The organism is Pseudomonas alloputida (assembly GCF_021283545.2).
Classification (GTDB): domain Bacteria; phylum Pseudomonadota; class Gammaproteobacteria; order Pseudomonadales; family Pseudomonadaceae; genus Aquipseudomonas; species Aquipseudomonas alloputida.
Map to the genome: position 1 here is coordinate 4,192,311 of NZ_CP128540.1, position 19,672 is coordinate 4,211,982.

The 19,672-nt window shown below is 61.0% G+C and carries 18 protein-coding genes and 4 tRNA genes; 5 read left to right on the plus strand and 17 right to left on the minus strand.

What is annotated here, in order from left to right:
• Positions 1-10: 10 nt before the first annotated feature.
• The 3 genes from LU682_RS19405 to LU682_RS19415 form a co-directional block, all read right to left on the minus strand.
• Positions 11-319, minus strand: coding sequence for a hypothetical protein (locus tag LU682_RS19405; RefSeq protein WP_010953282.1), 309 nt, complete (start codon positions 317-319; stop codon positions 11-13).
• A gap of 248 nt (positions 320-567) precedes the next feature.
• A complete protein-coding gene (locus LU682_RS19410) occupies positions 568-1,005 on the minus strand; it encodes a DoxX family protein (RefSeq protein ID WP_010953281.1) in 438 nt (145 codons plus the stop codon).
• Positions 1,006-1,117: 112 nt separating this feature from the next.
• Complete coding sequence (locus LU682_RS19415; RefSeq protein ID WP_010953280.1) at positions 1,118-2,524, minus strand: MltF family protein; 1,407 nt, start codon at positions 2,522-2,524, stop codon at positions 1,118-1,120.
• 157 nt (positions 2,525-2,681) lie between these two features.
• Here LU682_RS19415 and LU682_RS19420 point away from each other — a divergent pair, with 157 nt between their 5' ends.
• The 3 genes from LU682_RS19420 to LU682_RS19430 all read left to right on the plus strand — a co-directional run bounded on the left by LU682_RS19420 (position 2,682) and on the right by LU682_RS19430 (position 5,528).
• Positions 2,682-3,479: a TatD family hydrolase gene (locus LU682_RS19420; protein WP_010953279.1), complete on the plus strand. Its 798-nt coding sequence runs from the start codon at positions 2,682-2,684 to the stop codon at positions 3,477-3,479.
• A 126-nt stretch (positions 3,480-3,605) separates the two neighbouring features.
• A complete protein-coding gene (locus LU682_RS19425; protein WP_010953278.1) occupies positions 3,606-5,084 on the plus strand; it encodes a methyl-accepting chemotaxis protein in 1,479 nt (492 codons plus the stop codon).
• A 75-nt stretch (positions 5,085-5,159) separates the two neighbouring features.
• Positions 5,160-5,528, plus strand: a complete 369-nt coding sequence (locus tag LU682_RS19430; RefSeq protein ID WP_010953277.1) for a DUF962 domain-containing protein — start codon at positions 5,160-5,162, stop codon at positions 5,526-5,528.
• A gap of 41 nt (positions 5,529-5,569) precedes the next feature.
• On the opposite strand, the gene LU682_RS19435 is transcribed toward LU682_RS19430, so the two are convergent.
• The 3 genes from LU682_RS19435 to LU682_RS19445 form a co-directional block, all read right to left on the minus strand.
• Positions 5,570-6,367, minus strand: a complete 798-nt coding sequence (locus tag LU682_RS19435) for an acyl-CoA thioesterase (RefSeq protein ID WP_010953276.1) — start codon at positions 6,365-6,367, stop codon at positions 5,570-5,572.
• A 77-nt stretch (positions 6,368-6,444) separates the two neighbouring features.
• On the minus strand, positions 6,445-7,224 hold the full coding sequence (locus LU682_RS19440; protein ID WP_010953275.1) for a CHAD domain-containing protein: 780 nt from the start codon (positions 7,222-7,224) through the stop codon (positions 6,445-6,447).
• 14 nt (positions 7,225-7,238) lie between these two features.
• Entirely contained in the window at positions 7,239-7,517 is a 279-nt protein-coding gene (locus LU682_RS19445) for a lipoprotein (protein ID WP_003250254.1), read from the minus strand.
• A gap of 177 nt (positions 7,518-7,694) precedes the next feature.
• On the opposite strand from LU682_RS19445, the gene LU682_RS19450 reads away from it, so the two are divergent.
• The gene (locus LU682_RS19450) at positions 7,695-8,735 is read left to right on the plus strand and encodes a patatin-like phospholipase family protein (RefSeq protein ID WP_049587660.1); all 1,041 of its coding nucleotides are present in this window, start codon (positions 7,695-7,697) and stop codon (positions 8,733-8,735) included.
• 116 nt (positions 8,736-8,851) lie between these two features.
• Here LU682_RS19450 and LU682_RS19455 read toward each other — a convergent pair whose 3' ends face one another.
• The 11 genes from LU682_RS19455 to LU682_RS19505 form a co-directional block, all read right to left on the minus strand.
• On the minus strand, positions 8,852-10,723 hold the full coding sequence (locus LU682_RS19455; protein WP_010953273.1) for a SurA N-terminal domain-containing protein: 1,872 nt from the start codon (positions 10,721-10,723) through the stop codon (positions 8,852-8,854).
• 181 nt (positions 10,724-10,904) lie between these two features.
• Entirely contained in the window at positions 10,905-11,177 is a 273-nt protein-coding gene (hupB, locus tag LU682_RS19460; protein ID WP_003250246.1) for a nucleoid-associated protein HU-beta, read from the minus strand.
• Positions 11,178-11,329: 152 nt separating this feature from the next.
• Positions 11,330-13,726 (minus strand): endopeptidase La, encoded by a 2,397-nt coding sequence (gene lon / locus LU682_RS19465; RefSeq protein ID WP_010953272.1) that lies wholly within the window; start codon positions 13,724-13,726, stop codon positions 11,330-11,332.
• A gap of 163 nt (positions 13,727-13,889) precedes the next feature.
• The gene (clpX, locus tag LU682_RS19470) at positions 13,890-15,173 is read right to left on the minus strand and encodes an ATP-dependent Clp protease ATP-binding subunit ClpX (protein WP_003250242.1); all 1,284 of its coding nucleotides are present in this window, start codon (positions 15,171-15,173) and stop codon (positions 13,890-13,892) included.
• A 108-nt stretch (positions 15,174-15,281) separates the two neighbouring features.
• Positions 15,282-15,923, minus strand: a complete 642-nt coding sequence (gene clpP / locus LU682_RS19475; protein ID WP_003259400.1) for an ATP-dependent Clp endopeptidase proteolytic subunit ClpP — start codon at positions 15,921-15,923, stop codon at positions 15,282-15,284.
• A 91-nt stretch (positions 15,924-16,014) separates the two neighbouring features.
• A complete protein-coding gene (gene tig, locus LU682_RS19480; RefSeq protein WP_014753846.1) occupies positions 16,015-17,328 on the minus strand; it encodes a trigger factor in 1,314 nt (437 codons plus the stop codon).
• Positions 17,329-17,576: 248 nt separating this feature from the next.
• On the minus strand, positions 17,577-17,876 hold the full coding sequence (locus LU682_RS19485; RefSeq protein ID WP_020190960.1) for a DUF6388 family protein: 300 nt from the start codon (positions 17,874-17,876) through the stop codon (positions 17,577-17,579).
• A 188-nt stretch (positions 17,877-18,064) separates the two neighbouring features.
• Positions 18,065-18,140 (minus strand) — tRNA-His (locus tag LU682_RS19490).
• A 36-nt stretch (positions 18,141-18,176) separates the two neighbouring features.
• Positions 18,177-18,261, minus strand: a tRNA-Leu gene (locus tag LU682_RS19495).
• A gap of 52 nt (positions 18,262-18,313) precedes the next feature.
• Positions 18,314-18,389, minus strand: a tRNA-His gene (locus LU682_RS19500).
• A 41-nt stretch (positions 18,390-18,430) separates the two neighbouring features.
• A tRNA-Arg gene (locus LU682_RS19505) sits at positions 18,431-18,507 on the minus strand.
• Between the two features lie 269 nt (positions 18,508-18,776).
• Between LU682_RS19505 and folD the strand changes: the two genes are divergently transcribed.
• Entirely contained in the window at positions 18,777-19,631 is an 855-nt protein-coding gene (gene folD / locus LU682_RS19510; RefSeq protein WP_003250234.1) for a bifunctional methylenetetrahydrofolate dehydrogenase/methenyltetrahydrofolate cyclohydrolase FolD, read from the plus strand.
• Positions 19,632-19,672 lie beyond the last annotated feature (41 nt).

Sequence of the window (19,672 nt, forward strand, 5' to 3'; positions counted from 1 at the left end):
AGCGCATTCCTCAGCGGCGGGTAATCAGGCCTTGACGCGCGATGCGGGTGAGATGGCCGATGACTTCGGCGGCTTCGTCCGGTGCCGGCGCCTGGATCACAGCCAGGTCGAAACGGTCATTGCCATACTGCGCGAGGTGACAGCCGCTATCGGCGAACTGGATCAGAAAGGCACGCGCCTGCCCCTTGCGCCGTGACAGGCCTTCAAGATGACGCAAAAGGCTGGGTTGATGCCGGCCGCCGAGCAGGATGCGCGGTGTGCGGGACGCCTGGCTGGCAGGCAAAGGGCTCAAACAGACACTGGTACGTGGGCAACTCATGGAGCTTCTCTCCGCCTCGCGAATCCCGCTGGGCAGCGGTGGGAGGCGTCACCGAACCAGCGCTTTAGCGGTATTTCGGACGGCCCGGAGGTGGGGCTTTCCTGCGCCCCGCAAGTAGCTGTTTAAATCGGCGCAGGCGGTATGCTAGAGCGATGAGCCCCAAGTTGCAAGCGACAAGCCGCAAGCAAGAACAAGCCGAGTATTGGCCTGCGCTTGCCTGCGGCTCGTAGCACACAGCGTGCAGCTGATTACCGGGCGATCAGGCGGTCGAGCGAGAAGCGGCCAGCGCCTTCGATCATGACTGCAACGGTGCCGGCCAACAGCGCCAGGGCGAACTCATAGCCGTTGTTGGACATGAACAGGCCGTTGCCGATGTGCACCGAAACGATCGCCACTATCAAGGTCACCGTCAGCGCCAGGGCCGCCGGGCGAGCCAGCAGGCCGACCACCAAGGCCAGGCCACCGAAGAATTCGGCACTACCGGACAATAGGGCCATCAGGTAACCCGGCGCCAGGCCGATGCTTTCCATCCATTGGCCGGTGCCTTCCAGGCCGTAGCCACCGAACAGGCCGAAGAGTTTTTGCGCCCCATGAGCCATGAAGATGATGCCGACCAGGATGCGGATAACGCTCAAGCCAGCGCCAGCACGTGTAGAGAACAGAGCGTTGAGGGTAGTGTTGTTCATGTCGAAGCGTCCTTGAAGTGAAGCAGTTGTGTGGGTATGGGCGCCATCATAATCAATTCTATTGATATGAAAATCGCAAAAAACCCAACATAACAATCGACAAAATCGATACTTAACGCTTCGCTACACGCTCCAGTGCCGCACGTTCGCGGTTGAACGCCAGGTAGTACTTGTTGATGCTGTTGACGAAGTTGACCGGTCCCATCCCCACTTGCTCCATGGCGATGCGTTCGGTCTGGAAAAACCACTGGTTGCCGTTGAGCCCCCGCCGTCGAGCCTCTGCACGCATGGCCTGAACCCGCTCGGGGCCCAGGTTGTAGGCTGCCAGCACGAAGGCCATGCGCTCACGCTCGTTGATCTTGGCACTGGCAAAAAACTTGCGCCGGATAAGCGCCAGGTAACGGGCACTGGCCAGGACATTGCCATCTACCGTCGCAGTATTGCTCACCCCCACCCGCTGGGCCGCCGAAGGGGTAATCTGCATCAGGCCATGGGCACCGCCAGTACCGCGTGCAGCCGGGTTGAGCGTCGACTCCTTGAAGGCCAATGCAGCCAGGTTGAGCCAGTCGATCTGTTGCGCCTGGCCATGCTTCTGCAACACCGCCCGCACCGATGCCAGACGCTGGCGATCCTTGCTGGCCAACGGGTTGTGTACCCGGTACTGGCGGCGGTAGATGCGCTCGAACGCCGCATCCTGGTTATCTGGCGCGCGGTAACCTTGCAGAAAGTGATCGACTGCGGCCAGCAATTGCGGCGCTTCCCCCCCTACATACCAGCGCATGGCTTGCGGCGCCCCCAGGCGCACCCGGCTGTCCAGGCGCAGGCGCGGCATAACCCGGGCCCAACGCCGGGCAATGGGCTGCTCGACCACGGTCAGGTGGTAGATGCCTGCCTGTACCATCTCCAGCACATCCTCCACGGCCAGCGTCGAATCGACCCACTCCACTTTGATCGGCGGCCGCTTGCGCAGTGCCAGTTGCTGGTTGACCTGCTGGATCAGCGGCCCGGCGGCACTGGCACTGGTCAGGGCCACGGTACGCCCTGACAGCTGTTCGACCTTGCTGAAACTTCGCTCGCCTTTGCGCCCGACCAGCATCAGCGGCACCTGGTCGAGTATCGGTGCACTGCTGCGGACACCGCTCACCGTAGTGGGGTCAAGCAGCTCGCCCGGCGCGGCCAGGTCACCCTCGCCGCGGGCCAGGGCGCCCAGCAACTGTTCCTTGGCCCGCGGGATGAGCTTTAGCTGGATCTGTTGGTCGTCGGCGGTACGAGCATTGAGGAAATGCTCCAGGGCACGCAGGCGATAATACTCGATGCCGACTGGCTCACCCTTCACCTCACCAGAACTGTTGCGGCTCTGGTTGACCAGCACTCGCAGTACTTTGCTGGTGCGAATCTGCGCCAGGTCACGCACCTTGGCAGGCGGTATGTTTTGCTGCGGCCCCGGCGAGCGCGCCTGGGCGGGACCGGCAAAGGCCAACCCCAGCGTCAGCAGAAAAATGAGCCAGCATCGCTGCATGCGAAAACGTGTCCGTGGTCGGTGAGCGGCATCCATGGGTTGCACCGCCAAGTGATAAACGACGGTAAAAGACCACGGCAACAGCATGAAGTTCTTGGTTTTTTCAGAAAAACGCGGTTTTTGCTATGCTGGCCGCCCCGCGGCACGAGATAGCACCATGCAACTGATCGATATCGGCGTCAACCTGACCAACAGCAGTTTCCACGACCAACAGGCCGCAATCGTCGAGCGCGCACTGGAGGCCGGCGTTACGCAAATGCTGCTGACAGGCACCAGCCTGGCGGTCAGCGAACAAGCGCTGGAGCTGTGCCAACAACTGGATGCCAGCGGCGCGCACCTGTTCGCCACGGCCGGCGTGCACCCTCATGATGCCAAGGCCTGGGATACCGACAGCGAGCGCCAGCTGCGACTGTTGCTGAGCGAACCGCGCGTACGCGCGGTAGGCGAATGCGGCCTGGATTTCAACCGCGACTTTTCCCCTCGCCCGCTGCAGGAAAAAGCCCTGGAAGCCCAGCTGACACTGGCTGCGCAGCTGCGCCTGCCGGTGTTCCTGCACGAGCGCGATGCCAGCGAGCGCTTGCTGGCGATTCTCAAGGACTACCGCGACCACCTGACCGGCGCGGTGGTGCACTGCTTCACCGGTGAGCGCGAGGCGCTGTTCGCCTACCTGGACCTGGACCTGCACATCGGCATTACCGGCTGGATCTGCGACGAACGCCGCGGCACTCACCTGCACCCGCTGGTGGGCAACATCCCTGAAGGCCGGCTTATGCTGGAAAGCGACGCGCCCTACCTGCTGCCGCGCAGCTTGCGGCCCAAGCCCAAGAGCGGGCGCAACGAGCCGGCGTTCTTGCCGGAGGTACTGCGCGAGGTGGCCTTGCATCGCGGTGAATCAGCCGAGCACACGGCGGCGCATACCACGGCAACGGCGCGCGATTTTTTCCAGCTCCCCTGAGTCTCGCGTGTTGTTGCGGGGCGGGTGAACACAGTTGATATGCATCAACACATGTCCAGGTGGATGTGGGCACAATGATGGCACCTTGCCAATATTGTTTCCGCTCAACTCAGAGAAGACCTGCCCATGGGTGCCTGGCTTAGCAATGTTTCCCTGAAGTACAAATTCTGGGCCGTCAACGCAGTGGCCTTTGTCACCACCTTGCTGCTGGTGCTGTACGCCGTGCACCTGGAGCAACGCGCACGTGCAGAGGCGGCTCAGGCCCAGGCGGCCGCGCAAGCCCAGTTGCTGGCCGCCTGGCCAGCCGGGCAAGCACTGCCACGCCCGGCCAACGTCATCAGTTGGTCAACCGGGCAAACGCCAACCTACGCCGGGGAGGCGCTCGATGCCCTGCGCAACGCCCAAGGCTGGGTAGCATTGCCGAGCGCCTGGATCCTCGGTGAAAACCCGCCGCGTGGCGCACAGGTATTGCGCAATGGCGACCAGCAGTTGGCTGTGCTGGCCCAGTCGCCCAGCCTGCGCCAGGTCTTCTTCGATCGCTTCAGCAATTACGCGGTGTGTGTGCTGATCCTGATGCTGGCCATGCTCGGCGCCTCGCAACTGCTGATCCGCTTCCTGCTCAGCCAACTCAACACCCTCAAGGACGTGATGCTGCACGTGGAAAAAACCGGCGACCTGTCGGCCCGCGTACCGCTAGCCAGTGGCGACGAGGTCGGCCAGATGGCCGGAGCCTTCAACGCCATGCAGTCCACCTATCACCGCGTGGTCAGCACCGTCGCCCACAGCGCAGCACAGCTGGACTCGGGCGCTGCACGCCTGGCCGCCAGCATGAGCGACGTACGCCATGGCATGCTCGGCCAGCAGAGTGAAACCGACCAGGCCGCCACTGCCATCAACGAAATGTCGGCGACCGTGCACCACATTGCCCAGCACGCCGGTGCCACCCGCGATTTGTCACAAACCGCCGACACCTTGGCCGGCAGCGGCCAAGCGGTAGTCAGCCGAGTGCAGGATTCGATTTCCGGGCTTTCCAGCGGCGTGCAACAAACTGCCGAGATGATTCGACAACTAGCCGAGGACAGCCAGAAGATCAACGGTGTAGTCAGTGTGATCCACAGTATTGCCGAACAGACCAACTTGCTGGCGCTTAACGCTGCCATCGAAGCCGCGCGCGCCGGCGACCTAGGCCGTGGCTTTGCCGTGGTGGCCGATGAAGTGCGCAACCTGGCCAAACGCGTGCAAACCTCCACGGATGAGATCACCACCATGGTTTCGGCCCTGCAGTCGGGCACCCGCGATGCGGTGGAGTTCATGCAGGAGAGCTCGTACAAGGCCGACGACTGTGTGCGTCAGGCACAGGAAGCCGGTGAGGCGCTGGCTGAAATCACCGGTGCCGTGGCGCAGATGCGCGAAAGCAATACCCAGATCGCTGTAGCGGCCGAGCAGCAAAGCCAGGTAGCCGAGGAAATGAACCGCGCGGTGGTCAGCATCCGCGATGTCACCGAGCGGACCGTGCAGCAGACGGTCGGTTCGGCGACCACCAGCAGCGAACTGGCGACCCTGGCCGGCGAACTGAACAAGGCCATTGGCCAGCTCAAGCTATAGTCACCATAGCCAGGTTCGATTGGCCCCCGCTTGGGGGCCGCACTAAGCTTTGGGCATGACCGAGAGGAAATCCCCATGAGCAAACGCCTGCCCAATCTTCCCGCCTGGCAATGGCGCGGCTACCACCACAATCACCGCCACCCGGCCAACCTGGTGTTGCACCTGATCGCTGTGCCGTTGTTCATTCTGGGGACACTGCTGGTGCTGTCCGGTCTGTTTGGTTTCGACCTCGGCCAGATCGCGGTGGGTGTGATTGCCTTGATCGCAGCGTTGGGCCTGCAGCGCCAAGGCCACCGCCTTGAAGCCCAGCAACCCGAACCGTTCGCCAACCGCCAGGATGCCGTGCAGCGCTTACTGACCGAGCAGTTCATCACCTTTCCGCGCTTTGTGGTGAGCGGGGCCTGGTGGAGGGCCTGGCGGGAGCGGCACAAGCACCGGCACTGAGCCAGCTGCCGGAGCGCTGCTTGTGAGCAGCCTTGCAAGGGTCAGGCGAAAACGGTGACGGTCTGCCGGCTCAACGCCAACAACTCGCCCTGCGCCGTCCACAACGCCGCAGCAGCATGCCCATAGCCATCCCGCGCATGCTCGGTCTCCACACAGTACCGGCACCAATCCAGGGTCGACAGCTTCGCCGTTGGCTGGATGAACTCGATGGTCCAGGTCAACGTACTGCCCGCAGCGGGCTGCTTGAGAAACGGCATGAGGCTGGGCGGCCAGGCATCGACCAACGCCAACAGGTGCGCCTCGTTCACCTGTTCTTCCACCACATCCCGCAAGCGCACCCAGCCGCCCATCTTGCGCGACTGATTGCCACTGAACGGCAGCCCACCTACTGCCCAGCGCAGGGCCACGTGCCGCATGAACTCAGGGGTAACGCCTTTGATATAGGGCAACTCCGGGGCCGCCTCATCGAGCGCAGGCATTTCGATGGCCGGCAACGCCGGCACTTCGACCACCGAAGGGCGGCCCGCACCGAAATTGCCCTGCACCAAAGTCACCACCTGGCCATCCTGAACAGCGCGGCCCAGCAACGTGCTAACCGCCTTGCCTTCGCGCAAAACCTCCACCTCGAAGCGGATGGGCACATCCGCCGCCGCGGGTGCCACGAAGCTGATGGCCAATGAGCGTACCGGGCGGTTGTCGCTGATCTTGAGGCGCATGGTTTCATAGACCATGGCCGCCATCAGCCCGCCAAAGGCAGCGCGCCCCTGGGCCCAGCTGGGCGGAATGCTGACGGAATCCGGGTTGGCCCGCACGGCGTCGAGCAGTTGGTTGAAAGTCATTGGCCGGCTCCTGCCTGCAAAGAAAAAGGTCCGCTCATCCTAGCCAGCAAACGCCAGGCAATCAGCCCGCATATCGGTCATTTTCCGTGATAACGCCGCGCCAGCGCCTCTTGCAGGGCATCCAGCGTCACATCCGACTGGCGCTCCGCCTCATGCAGCTCCTGCTCCCAATCGGCCTTGCAGGGGAGCAAGTCGGCATGGTCGCGCGCTTGCAGCAGCCATTGCAGGCGGTCGTGCCAATCGCCCAGGTCGCCCTGTGCCTTTTTCAGCAGACGTTGCAGCTTCTTCCCTGCGTGATCGAGTTGCGGGTAGGCCTCATCGCCATAGCGTGCACGCTTGATCAGCAAACGCAGGCGGTGGCGATCGTGAGCAGGGTCCTGCAACGCTTTGTGCAACTTGCGCCACTGCTTGACCAAGCGCTTGTCGATACGTTTGCTTAGCGACTTGACCAGCCCCTCCCGGCCCGCCGCTCGCAGGAACAATGGAAAGGCGTCGAGAATTGCCAATACCCTGGCCAGCTGTGGGCTGGCAGCGACACTGGCGAAGGTCCTGTCACGCCCCTCCAGACGCCGCTGCCCGGCTGCTGTGTGACCGCGCCCGATCAGCTCGGCCGCCAGCACCTCGCGATCACGCAGCGGTGTGGTAAGGGTCCCCAGCGAACGCGCAGCATCCTCCAGCTGCTCCACGCCAGGCAGCCCACGCAGCGGCCTCAGCAGACTGCGCAGGCGCCGCAAGGTGGTACGCAAGTCGTGCAAGGCCTCGCTGTCGGTATTGGCAGCCAGGCGTTCACGACAGGCCAGCAAGCGCACCTGCAAGGTCAGTATCTGGGCAACGACATGGTCGAGCATGGCAGACATACGATGCTCCCTGTTCAGCGCCCGGCGCGAGATTCACGAATGTAGAACCGCGCCTTTTCGGCTTTGCGGGTACAGCTTTCGTAGCCTTCGAACTGCTGCTGGGTCTTGGCCCCGGTCAGCAATGACAAGGCCTTGGAATAACTTACGGCACCGGCGAAGCCTTCGGCCTTGGCCAGGTCCAGCTCCTTCCAGGCGGCATCCAGCTGGGTCGCGCAGCTGTCACGGTAGGCCGTCTTGCCCGCGCAGCCAGCAAGGGCCAGGGCAATCAGTGGAAGGCAAATCCAGGCTTTCATCAGTAATACCTCTATGGAAAAACGGTGGCTGTTCGACGCTCCGACAGCTGGAAAGTGCCATGCCCAGCCGGCTTTGCCTGGCCAGTTTTATTACAGTAGCTCAGCACGATCTACATTGAAGCACAGGCAGCGATGGGTGCATTGTAGGACCATGATGGCACTGGCCGGGGAATGTTCATGAGTAAACGTGTGGCACTGGTACTGGGATCGGGCGGAGCCCGAGGGTATGCGCACATCGGCGTGATCGAGGAAATCGAGCGCCGCGGCTACGACATAGCCTGCGTCGCGGGGTGTTCCATGGGCGCGGTGATTGGCGGTATCTATGCCGCCGGCAAGCTCGACGACTATCGCAACTGGATCGAAAGCCTCGACTACCTCGATGTGCTGCGCCTGGTCGACGTCAGCTTTCGCCTCGGTGCGATTCGCGGCGACAAGGTGTTCGGGCAGATCCGCAAGATCGTCGGCGAGATGAACATCGAGCAACTGCGCATACCCTACACCGCAGTGGCCGCCGACCTTACCAACCAGCAGGAAATCTGGTTCCAGGAAGGTTGCCTGCATCAGGCCATGCGCGCCTCGGCGGCCATTCCCAGCCTGTTCACGCCGGTGATGCAAGGCAACCGCATGCTGGTCGACGGTGGCATCCTCAACCCGCTGCCAATCGTGCCGGTGGTGTCCAGCCATTGCGACCTGATCATCGCGGTCAACCTCAACGCCACCAACCAGAAGCAGTACCAGTTGCCGGTGATCGAGCGCCCGGCGGCGTTCAAGATGCGCTTTGACGCCTTGTTGAGCTCGCTGGGTTCACGTTTGCCATTCCGACGCAAACCGGCGGAAGAGCTGATCCGCATCGAAAAGGAAATCGTCGCCGAGGGGTTGGCACCGCCAAGCCCGTGGCTTGCCGACAGCGCCGACCCGGAAAGCCAGCAACCGGCAGCGGCCCCGGAGCGCGAGGGCGCGCCGAAGTCGGCCACCGGCTCTTTCATCATCGACAACGTGGGGCCAGCCTCGCTGCTGGATTTGATCAACCAGAGCTTCGAGGTCATGCAGACTTCGTTGGCACAGTACAAGATTGCCGGCTATCCACCGGATGTGCTGATCAACGTACCCAAGCGGGTGTGCCGGTTTTTCGAGTTCTACAAGGCGCCGGAGCTCATCGCCCTGGGGCGAGAGATTGCACGCGATACGCTGGACAGTTATGAAGGGGTGAAGCGGTAGCACCTGGTTAGCGCCACCCCTGAAGGCACTGTGACCTTCGACAATGACCGTGCTCGCGGCTGGCGAAAACGAAACAGGCCGCACGAGGCGGCCTGTTTCTTCATGCAACGAACACCTTAGTAACGGGTGATGTCTGCATTGGCTTCCAGCTGCTTGCGGTAAGCGGCAAAGTCCTGCTGGCCAGCACGTGACGCGAGGTAGCGGCGAATCTGCTGCTTCTCTTCGTCGGTGGCGGCAGCGCCTTCGTTCACGCCCTTGAGCTGCAACACCACCAGGCTACCGTCACGCAGCACGACGCTGCCATACACTGGCTTGTCCTTGGCTTGCGGCTTGCCCAGACGGAACAGTGCCTGCAGTTCGGCCGGGTCAATACCGTCCTCACCACGGGTGACGGCTTCATAGGCTTTCCAGCCTTGGCCTTCGTGCACGCTGCCTGCTGCGATGGAACCGTCACGCAGGCCGCCAATCAGCTTGTCTGCCTTGGCCTTGAGTTCGGCAGTCGCCTTCTCTTTGGCCAGGTGCTCCCTGATGTTCTTGGCCACAGCGTCCAGCGGCAGTTGCTCTGGCTTGCGGTGTTCCTTGACGCGCAGCACCACAGTGGTCTCAGGGTCGAGCTCGATGGCGGTGCTGTTGGCACCCTCATCCAGCACTTCTTCAGAGAACGCAGCCTGCACCACCGCACGGTTGGCGGTAATGCCTTCACCGCCCTCGCGGCCGAAGGCGGCGGAGGTGTGCACCTTGAGGTTCAGGTCCTGGGCCGGCTGGGCCAGGTCGGAAGCCTCGTAGGCAGCATCCTGCAGTTGCTTGCTGGCGTCGACATAACGCTGCTCGACCAGCGGCATCTTCAGATCGCGGGTCAGTTTGTCCTTCAGGCTGGCGAAGCTCGGTACTTCTGGCGCCTGGACGCCCAGCAGCTTGATCAGATGGTAGCCAAACTCGGTGCGCACCGGTGCAGATACCTGCCCATCCTGCAGCTTGTACAGCGCCTCTTCGAAGGCCGGGTCGTATACACCCGGGCCGGCAAAGCCGAGGTCACCACCGGTGTTGGCGGAGCCTGGGTCCTGAGAGAACTCCTTGGCCAAAGCGGCAAAGTCCTCACCCTTGGCCAGACGCTGCTCGATCTCTTCGGCGCGGGCCTTGGCCTGGGCGTCGGTGACCTTGTCGTTGACCTCGATGAGGATGTGCGCGGCATGGCGCTGCTCGGCCAGGTTGGCGATTTCCTTCTCGTACTGGGCCTTGAGCTCTTCGTCAGTCACTTTGACCTGATCGAAGAAAGCCGACTTCTTCAGCTCGATGTAGTCGATCACGACCTGGTCAGGCGACATGAACTCCTTGGCGTGCTGGTCGTAGTGCGCCTTGACCTCTTCGTCGCTGACCTTGACTGCGGCCGGGTCGGCCTTGAACGTCAGGGAGGCGAAGTCGCGGGTCTGCTTCTCCAGGCGAGCGAAGGCATCGACCTGTTGATCGGTGACGAAGCTGCTGCCGGCCAGGCCGGTGCGCAGTTGGCCGATGAGCATTTCCTCGCCGAGCATCTCGCGGAACTGCATGCGACCGTAGCCCATCTGGCGGATCACCTGGTCGAAACGCTCAGCGCTGAACTTGCCGTCCACCTGGAACTCAGGGGTCTGCAGGATCACCTGATCCAGCGCGGCCTCGGAGAATGCGAACTTGGCATCCTCAGCACCTTGCAGCAGCAGCTTGCGGCTGATCAGCCCCTTGAGTGCCTCCTCTCGCAGCAACTTGTCATCCAACAGCGCCGGGTCGAAATCCTTGCCCAACTGTTGCATCAGTTGACGGCGCTGCATGTCGGCCGCCTGGCTCAGTTCGTTCTGGCTGATGGTCTGGCCGTTCACCTTGGCGGCGTCCTGGCTATGAGTGGCGGCCTGGAAAATGGCTTCGAAACCGGTCAATGCCATCAACACGACGATAAGGCCGATGATGGTCTTGGCAATCCAACCTTGTGAATTGTCCCTGATATTTTGCAGCATGCGTCCCCCAGAAACGGCTGTACCACTGCGTCGACAACCGCGGAGCGTGGGTAGAATCCTGATAAAAGAAAGGCGCATCCGAGGATGCGCCTTTTCTTAGCAAACGTGTCAGGCGGGAACGTTTGCGCCCCGCCATCACCGTGCTCGGACCAGGCCAGGCCGGGTCCGGCTGAAAGACGACTTAGTTGACGGCGTCTTTCAGGCCTTTGCCGGCCTTGAAACCTGGAACCTTGGCGGCTTCGATCTTGATTGCCTTGCCGGTTTGCGGGTTGCGGCCAGTACGCTCGGCGCGCTCCTTGACCGAGAAGGTACCAAAGCCAACCAGTACCACATCGTCACCTTGCTTCAGGGCGCCGGTGACGGATTCGATGACTGCGTCCAGCGCACGGCCGGCTACAGCTTTCGGGATGTCTGCAGATGCGGCGATAGCGTCAATCAGTTCCGACTTGTTCACTCTAAGTCCCCTTATTTCTCTATTGAGTTTGTTTCTAAGTATGTAATGAAAAGCTTATGAAACGTGTGCTGGGAGGCATGGCGACAATAACGTGCCGCTTTATAGCAAGGCGCCGAAAATACTGTCAAGGAAAGCCCCCCAGCCAAAAACTACTAATGCGTGCTGATTCTTTCCTTAGCATCGCCGTCGCGCTTCTCGTCTTTCGCGACAATCTCCGGAGCCACATCTGGCAAGGGCTCCGGGGCGTATTGCAGCGCAATTTGCAGGACTTCGTCAATCCATTTGACCGGTTTGATCTGAAGATCCTGTTTGATATTTTCAGGAATCTCCTTGAGATCGCGAACATTTTCCTCGGGAATGATCACCGTCTTGATCCCGCCACGGTGTGCCGCCAGCAGTTTTTCCTTCAGCCCGCCAATGGCCAATACCTGGCCACGCAAGGTGATTTCGCCGGTCATGGCCACATCGGCACGTACCGGGATCTGCGTCAGCGCCGACACCAGTGCGGTGCACATTCCGATACCGGCACTTGGGCCGTCCTTCGGCGTGGCGCCCTCAGGCATGTGAATGTGCACGTCATGCTTCTCGTGGAAGTCGGCGGCAATCCCCAGGCTGCGGGCGCGGCTGCGCACCACGGTCTGCGCGGCGGTAATCGACTCGACCATGACATCGCCCAGCGAGCCGGTCTTGATCAACTGGCCCTTGCCGGGGATGACCACGGCCTCGATGGTCAGCAACTCGCCGCCCACCTGGGTCCAGGCCAGGCCGGTTACCTGGCCGATCTGGTCCTGCTGCTCGGCCAGGCCATAGCGGAACTTGCGCACGCCCAGCAGGTGCTCCAGCTGCTCGCTGGCCACCTTGACCTTGACCTGCTTCTGCCCGGTATGTTCCTTGACCACCTTGCGGCAGACCTTGGCAATTTGCCGCTCCAGACCCCGCACACCGGCTTCACGGGTGTAGTAGCGGATGATGTCGCGAATCGCCGAGACGTCGACTTCCAGCTCTTCTTTCTTCAAGCCGTTGGCCTTGACCTGCTTGGGCACCAGGTACTTGACCGCGATGTTGATCTTTTCGTCCTCGGTGTAGCCAGGCAGACGGATGACTTCCATCCGGTCCAGCAGCGCCGGCGGGATGTTCATCGAGTTCGAGGTGCACAGGAACATCACGTCCGAGAGGTCGTAGTCGACCTCCAGGTAGTGGTCGTTGAAGTTGTGGTTCTGCTCAGGGTCGAGCACTTCCAGCAGTGCCGAGGCTGGGTCGCCGCGCATGTCGCTGCCCATCTTGTCGATTTCGTCCAGCAGGAACAACGGGTTGCGCACACCCACCTTGGTCATCTTCTGGATCAGGCGACCCGGCATGGAGCCAATGTAGGTACGGCGGTGGCCACGGATCTCGGCCTCGTCACGCACGCCACCCAGGGCCATGCGCACGAACTTGCGGTTGGTGGCGGCAGCGATCGACTCGGCCAGCGAGGTCTTGCCGACGCCGGGTGGCCCGACCAGGCACAGCACCGGACCGCGGATCTTCTTGACGCGCTTCTGCACGGCAAGGTACTCGAGGATGCGTTCCTTGACCTCTTCCAGGCCATAGTGGTCGGCATCGAGGATTTCCTCGGCCTTGGCCAGGTCCAGACGCACCTTGCTCTGAGCCTTCCACGGCACCTGCACCAACCAGTCGAGGTACGAGCGCACCACGGTAGCTTCGGCCGACATCGGAGACATTTGCTTGAGCTTGTTCAGCTCCGCCTGAGCCTTGGCCAAGGCATCCTTAGGGAGACCTGCGGCTTCGATGCGCTTTTTCAGCTCTTCGACTTCATTGTGGCCTTCGTCACCATCGCCAAGTTCTTTCTGAATGGCCTTCATCTGCTCATTCAGGTAGTACTCGCGCTGGCTGCGCTCCATCTGCTTCTTGACCCGGCCGCGAATGCGCTTTTCGACCTGCAGGAGGTCGATTTCGGCATCCAGCAGCGCCAGCACGTGCTCGACACGGGTAGTCAAGTCGACGATTTCAAGAATTTCCTGCTTCTGCTCGATCTTCAGGGCCATGTGCGCGGCCATGGTGTCGACCAGGCGCCCTGGCTCGTCGATGCTGTTCAGCGAAGACAGCACTTCGGCTGGCACCTTCTTGCCCAGCTGAACGTACTGTTCGAACTGCGACAGCAGCGTGCGCACGAACACTTCCGACTCGCGCTCGGCAGTATCGGTTTCGTCGATCAGGGAGACTTCGGCACGGATGTGCCCTTCAACTTCGGAGAAGCGCTCGACCGCACCCCGCTGCTCGCCCTCGACCAGCACCTTGACGGTGCCATCAGGCAGCTTCAGCAGTTGCAGCACGGTGGCAACGGTACCGACGCGGTACAGGGCGTCCTCGCCCGGATCGTCGTCGGCTGGATTCTTCTGGGCCAGCAGTAGGATCTGCTTTTCGCCCGTCATCGCCGCCTCGAGGGCTTCGATGGACTTTTCGCGCCCCACGAACAGCGGGATAACCATGTGCGGGTAAACAACGACATCGCGCAATGGCAAAAGAGGCAAGTCGAGGGTGGTCTTCATGATTTCGCCTCTACAGCGGCCTTATGGCCGGAAACCGGTGGAAATGATGCTTGGACCTAATGTGGGGGCACGCTTGGGAAATTACAAGCGCTTGCACAGGAAAAGCAGAAAGGGGCCCGTAGGCCCCCTCTTGCTTGCAACCGAGAACCGGCCATTGCCTGAATCAGGCGTCTGGCGCGGCCTTGGCTTGCGGTTCGCTGTTTTCGTAGATCATCAGCGGCTGCGAGGTGCCCTCAATGACGCTCTCGTCGATAACCACCTTGCTGACATCCTTTTTCGAAGGGATCTCATACATGGTATCGAGCAACACGCCTTCGAGGATCGAACGCAGGCCACGAGCGCCAGTCTTGCGCTCCAGGGCCTTGCGTGCAACGGCCTTGAGCGCATCGCTGCGGAACTCGAGGTCGACGCTTTCCATCTCGAACAGCTTGGCATACTGCTTGGTCAGCGCATTCTTCGGCTCGGTGAGGATCTGCATCAACGCAGCCTCATCCAGCTCGTCAAGGGTAGCCAGTACCGGCAGACGGCCGACGAACTCCGGAATCAGGCCAAACTTGACCAGATCGTCCGGCTCGACCTCACGCAGGGACTCACCAACCTTCTTGCCCTCTTCCTTGCTGCGCACTTCGGCACCAAAACCGATGCCACCTTTGGTGGAACGGTTCTGGATGACCTTTTCCAGGCCCGAGAACGCACCACCACAGATGAACAGGATGTTGCGGGTATCAACCTGCAGGAATTCCTGTTGCGGGTGCTTGCGGCCGCCCTGCGGCGGAACCGAGGCCACGGTGCCCTCGATCAGTTTCAGCAGTGCCTGCTGCACGCCCTCGCCCGAGACATCACGGGTAATGGACGGGTTGTCCGACTTGCGCGAAATCTTGTCGATTTCGTCGATGTAGACAATGCCCATCTGGGCCTTTTCCACGTCGTAGTCGCACTTCTGCAACAGCTTCTGGATGATGTTCTCGACGTCCTCACCCACATAACCGGCTTCGGTCAGGGTGGTGGCGTCAGCAATGGTGAACGGTACGTTCAACAGGCGTGCCAGGGTTTCGGCGAGCAGGGTCTTGCCCGAGCCAGTTGGCCCGATGAGCAGGATGTTGCTCTTGCCCAGTTCGACTTCGTCACCCTTCTTGTCACGCTGGTTCAGGCGCTTGTAGTGGTTGTACACCGCTACGGCCAGCACCTTCTTCGCGCGCTCCTGACCAATCACGTACTGGTCCAGGATGCCGCTGATTTCTTTCGGCGAAGGCAATTTGTGCGCGCTGCTCTCGGCCTGGGCTTCCTGCACCTCCTCACGGATGATGTCGTTGCACAGGTCGACGCACTCGTCGCAGATAAATACCGAGGGCCCGGCAATCAGTTTGCGCACTTCGTGCTGGCTTTTGCCGCAGAAGGAGCAATAAAGCAATTTGCCGCTGTCCTCGCCGTTACGGGTGTCAGTCATTCGATCGATCCAATCCGGTAGGCTTGCAACACAAGATGAAGGCAATTGCGGGCTTTTTCAAGTCCGCAGGTAGGCGCTTTCGACGCCCACCTGCTCTGACCCCCCGGTTCAGGAGGCCAGTTGCCGCTTGTCGTAGACCGAGTCGATCAGGCCGTACTCGGCTGCGCGCGAGGCGCTCATGAAGTTGTCACGCTCGGTGTCACGCTTGATGGTCTCGAGGTCCTGGCCGGTGTGATAGGCCAGCAGCTCGTTCAGACGGGCCTTGATATTGAGAATTTCCTGGGCGTGGATCTCGATATCGGTGGCCTGACCCTGGAAGCCGCCCAGCGGCTGGTGGATCATCACGCGCGAGTTAGGCAGGCAATGACGCTTGCCCTTGGCACCTGCCGCCAGCAGGAAGGCGCCCATGCTGCAGGCCTGGCCGATGCAGATGGTCGAAACGTCCGGCTTGATGAACTGCATGGTGTCGTAGATCGACATGCCGGCGGTGACGGAACCGCCCGGCGAGTTGATGTACAGATGGATATCCTTGTCCGGGTTTTCCGCCTCAAGGAACAGCAGTTGCGCAACGACGAGGTTGGCCATGTAGTCCTCTACCGGGCCAACCAGGAAGATCACACGCTCCTTCAACAGGCGCGAGTAGATGTCGTAAGCGCGTTCGCCACGGGCGGACTGCTCGATAACCATCGGGACCAGGCCGCCTGCGGCCTGGATGTCAGAGCTCTGCTGAATATAAGAATTGCGGGACATGTCCTGCGCTCACTCCCAAATAGTCATGGCTTGAATACGCACAAGCCAGCTCGAAGGCTGGCTTGTGGAGGTTTCCTACGAGAGAAGACCGTTACTCAGCAGCGGCAGGCGCCTCGGCTGGTTTAACGGCTTCTTCGTACGAGACCGACTTGTCGGTCACAGTCGCTTTCTGCAGAACAGTATCTACAACTTGTTCTTCCAGCACAACCGAACGCACTTCGTTCAGTTGCTGGTCGTTCTTGTAGTACCAAGCGATGACCTGCTCAGGCTCCTGGTAAGCCGAAGCCATTTCTTCGATCATCTCGCGAACCTTGGCGTCGTCCGGCTTCAGCTCGAACTGCTTGACCACTTCGGCCACGATCAGGCCCAGCACGACGCGGCGCTTGGCTTGCTCTTCGAACAGCTCGACTGGCAGTTGCTCAGGCTTGATGTTGCCACCAAACTGCTGAACAGCCTGCACGCGCAGACGGTTGACTTCGTTTTCCAGCAGGGCTTTTGGCACTTCGATTGGGTTGGCGGCCAGCAGACCGTCCATGACCTGGTTCTTGACCTTGGTCTTGATCGCCTGACGCAGCTCACGCTCCATGTTCTTGCGAACTTCGGCGCGGAAGCCTTCCAGCGTCGATTCCTTGATGCCGAACTGGGCGAAGAACTCTTCGTTCAGTTCTGGCAGTACAGGTGCCGAAACGCTGTTGACGGTGATGGTGAACTCAGCGGCTTTGCCAGCCAGGTCCAGGTTCTGGTAGTCCTCTGGGAAGGTCACGTTGACCACGCGCTCTTCGCCAGCCTTGGCGCCTACCAGACCTTCTTCGAAGCCTGGGATCATGCGGCCGGAACCCAGCACCAGCAGGGTGCCCTTGGCCGAACCACCGGCAAACGCTTCACCGTCGACCTTGCCGACGAAGTCGATGTTGACCTGGTCGTCGTTCTGCGCAGCGCGCTCGACGGCCTCGAAGCGGGTGTTCTGCTTGCGCAGCACTTCCAGCATGTTGTCCAGGTCACTGTCAGCCACTTCGGCGCTCAGGCGCTCGACCTTGATCGACTCGAGGCCCGCAACAGTGAACTCAGGGAACACTTCGAAGATGGCGACGAATTCCAGATCCTTGCCCTTTTCGAAGGACTTGGGCTCTACAGCCGGGGCGCCAGCCGGGTTCAGCTTCTGCTCGACGATGGCTTCGTAGAAGGAGGCCTGGACCAGGTCACCGAAAGCCTCTTGACGGGCGTCCGCCTCGAAACGCTGACGGATCACGGTCATCGGTACTTTACCAGGACGGAAGCCCGCAATCTTGGCGCGCTTGGCAGTCTGCTGCAGACGCTTGTTGACTTCGTTCTCGACGCGCTCGGCCGGAACGGCGATGGTCATGCGGCGCTCGAGAGCGGAAGTGTTTTCAACAGAAACTTGCATGGATATTCCTCGTTGCACAGACGTTAGCCGGCGTTAGCCCGACTCCAGAATCAAGGGCAAACATTCTAGTGAGTCACGCAGCAGAAGTCACCCCACACGGGACGACTGAAAACAACGCCGGTCGATTAACTTTCAAGGCCCGCACGGCACAGCGCCAGGCCTGCTTCCAACAGGGGCTGCGCGGCGCCGGGGGCGGCCTGCAGCCGAAATACTTTGTCAAACAACTACCCGCAACGCATTCGCTTCCTTTATTCAGGATCAATGTCGTTGAACTGGCAGTACTCCTCCCATTCCAGCCCCAGCGCCTCGGCCACTTCACGGTGCGTTTCCAGGCGCATGGCCTGCAGCTGCTCCGGGGATTCGGCAATCAATTGCAGCGCCAGCTCCCAAGGCTCAATACCCTGTTCCTCGGCGGCATCCTCGAACGCCCACTCGATTTGCTGGGCCTGCTCACGCGCATCCAGCTCGCGGATCTCCTCGAGCAACTGCGGATTGGCTTCGGCAAAGCGCTGCAGCGCCAGGGCCTGACGGGCTTCTTTTGCAATCATCGTGGTGTCCTTTGCCGGCCAAACGGGCCGGTGTTTCAACCGGCTGAAATCTAACAGCTTTTATTGGGGTGCCACCAGTGGATTACAAGGGGCAGGAGGTGTTTTGGCTGGGGCGCGGCTCATCACCGCTACGCAGACCCAAAACAAAAAGGCGCCCGATCTCACGATCAAGGCGCCTTTCAGGAATATGGGGTGGACGATGGGAATCGAACCCACGACAACTGGAATCACAATCCAGCGCTCTACCAACTGAGCTACGCCCACCATATTGCGGTCTTGCGGTACAACCTTACAGAAGCATGGTGCGGACGAAGAGACTCGAACTCTTACAGCTTGCGCCGCTGGAACCTAAATCCAGTGTGTCTACCAATTTCACCACGTCCGCGTAACGCTTAAAACAAAGGCGCCAGATGCTATCGAGGCGCCCTTGAAAAATATGGGGTGGACGATGGGAATCGAACCCATGACAACTGGAATCACAATCCAGCGCTCTACCAACTGAGCTACGCCCACCATATTGCATTACAGCCTACTTGCTTGCCAAAGCTGCCTAATGGCGCACCCGGCAGGACTCGAACCTGCGACCATCCGCTTAGAAGGCGGATGCTCTATCCAGCTGAGCTACGGGCGCTTAAGCTTGAAGCCTAACCGAACGAGACGCTAACAAGAAACTGTTAAACCACTCATTCTGCCCGACTTAGCCAACCAGTGCTAGGCTGTGCCCGACAAGTGCGGCGAATCTTATAGTCGACCCCGAAAGTCGTCAACACCTTTTTCGAAAAAATTTAAATTATTTAAGGGGTTAGAGGATTTGCCCGACCACCCGCCTTTGCCCTTGGCCCATGTCGTGCGAGAATGCACGTTCTTTATTGTTCCTTCTCGATGGTTAATCACGCGTCTATGACTGCACACCTAATCGATGGCAAGGCTATCGCCGCCAGCCTGCGCCAGCAGATCGCTCAACGTGTCGTGGAGCGTCGCCAGCAAGGCCTGCGTACGCCGGGCCTGGCAGTGATCCTGGTCGGCACCGACCCCGCCTCCCAAGTCTATGTCTCGCACAAGCGCAAGGACTGCGAAGAGGTCGGCTTCATTTCGCAGGCTTTCGACCTGCCCAGCGAGACCACGCAACAAGCCCTGACCGAGCTGATCGACCGTCTCAATGACGACCCGGCCGTCGACGGCATCCTGTTGCAACTGCCGCTGCCGGCACACCTGGACGCCTCGTTGCTGCTCGAGCGCATTCGCCCGGACAAGGATGTGGACGGCTTCCACCCGTACAACATCGGCCGCCTGGCCCAGCGTATTCCACTGCTGCGCCCGTGCACACCGAAAGGCATCATGACCCTGCTGGAAAGCACCGGCCAGGACCTGTACGGCATGAACGCGGTGATCGTCGGCGCGTCCAACATCGTTGGCCGCCCGATGGCCATGGAACTGCTGCTGGCCGGCTGCACCGTGACCGTCTGCCACCGCTTCACCAAGGACCTGGCCGGCCACGTCGGGCGTGCCGACCTGGTGGTCGTGGCTGCCGGCAAGCCGGGCCTGGTCAAGGGTGAGTGGGTCAAGGAAGGCGCCATCGTCATCGACGTGGGCATCAACCGCCAGGAAGACGGCAAGCTGGTCGGCGACGTGGTCTACGAGACTGCCCTGCCCCGCGCCGGCTGGATCACACCGGTGCCGGGCGGCGTCGGGCCGATGACCCGGGCGTGCCTGCTGGAGAACACGCTGTATGCGGCAGAAGAGCTGCACAAGTAATACTGCGTGATGCGAAAACGGCACCTTTGCAGGTGCCGTTT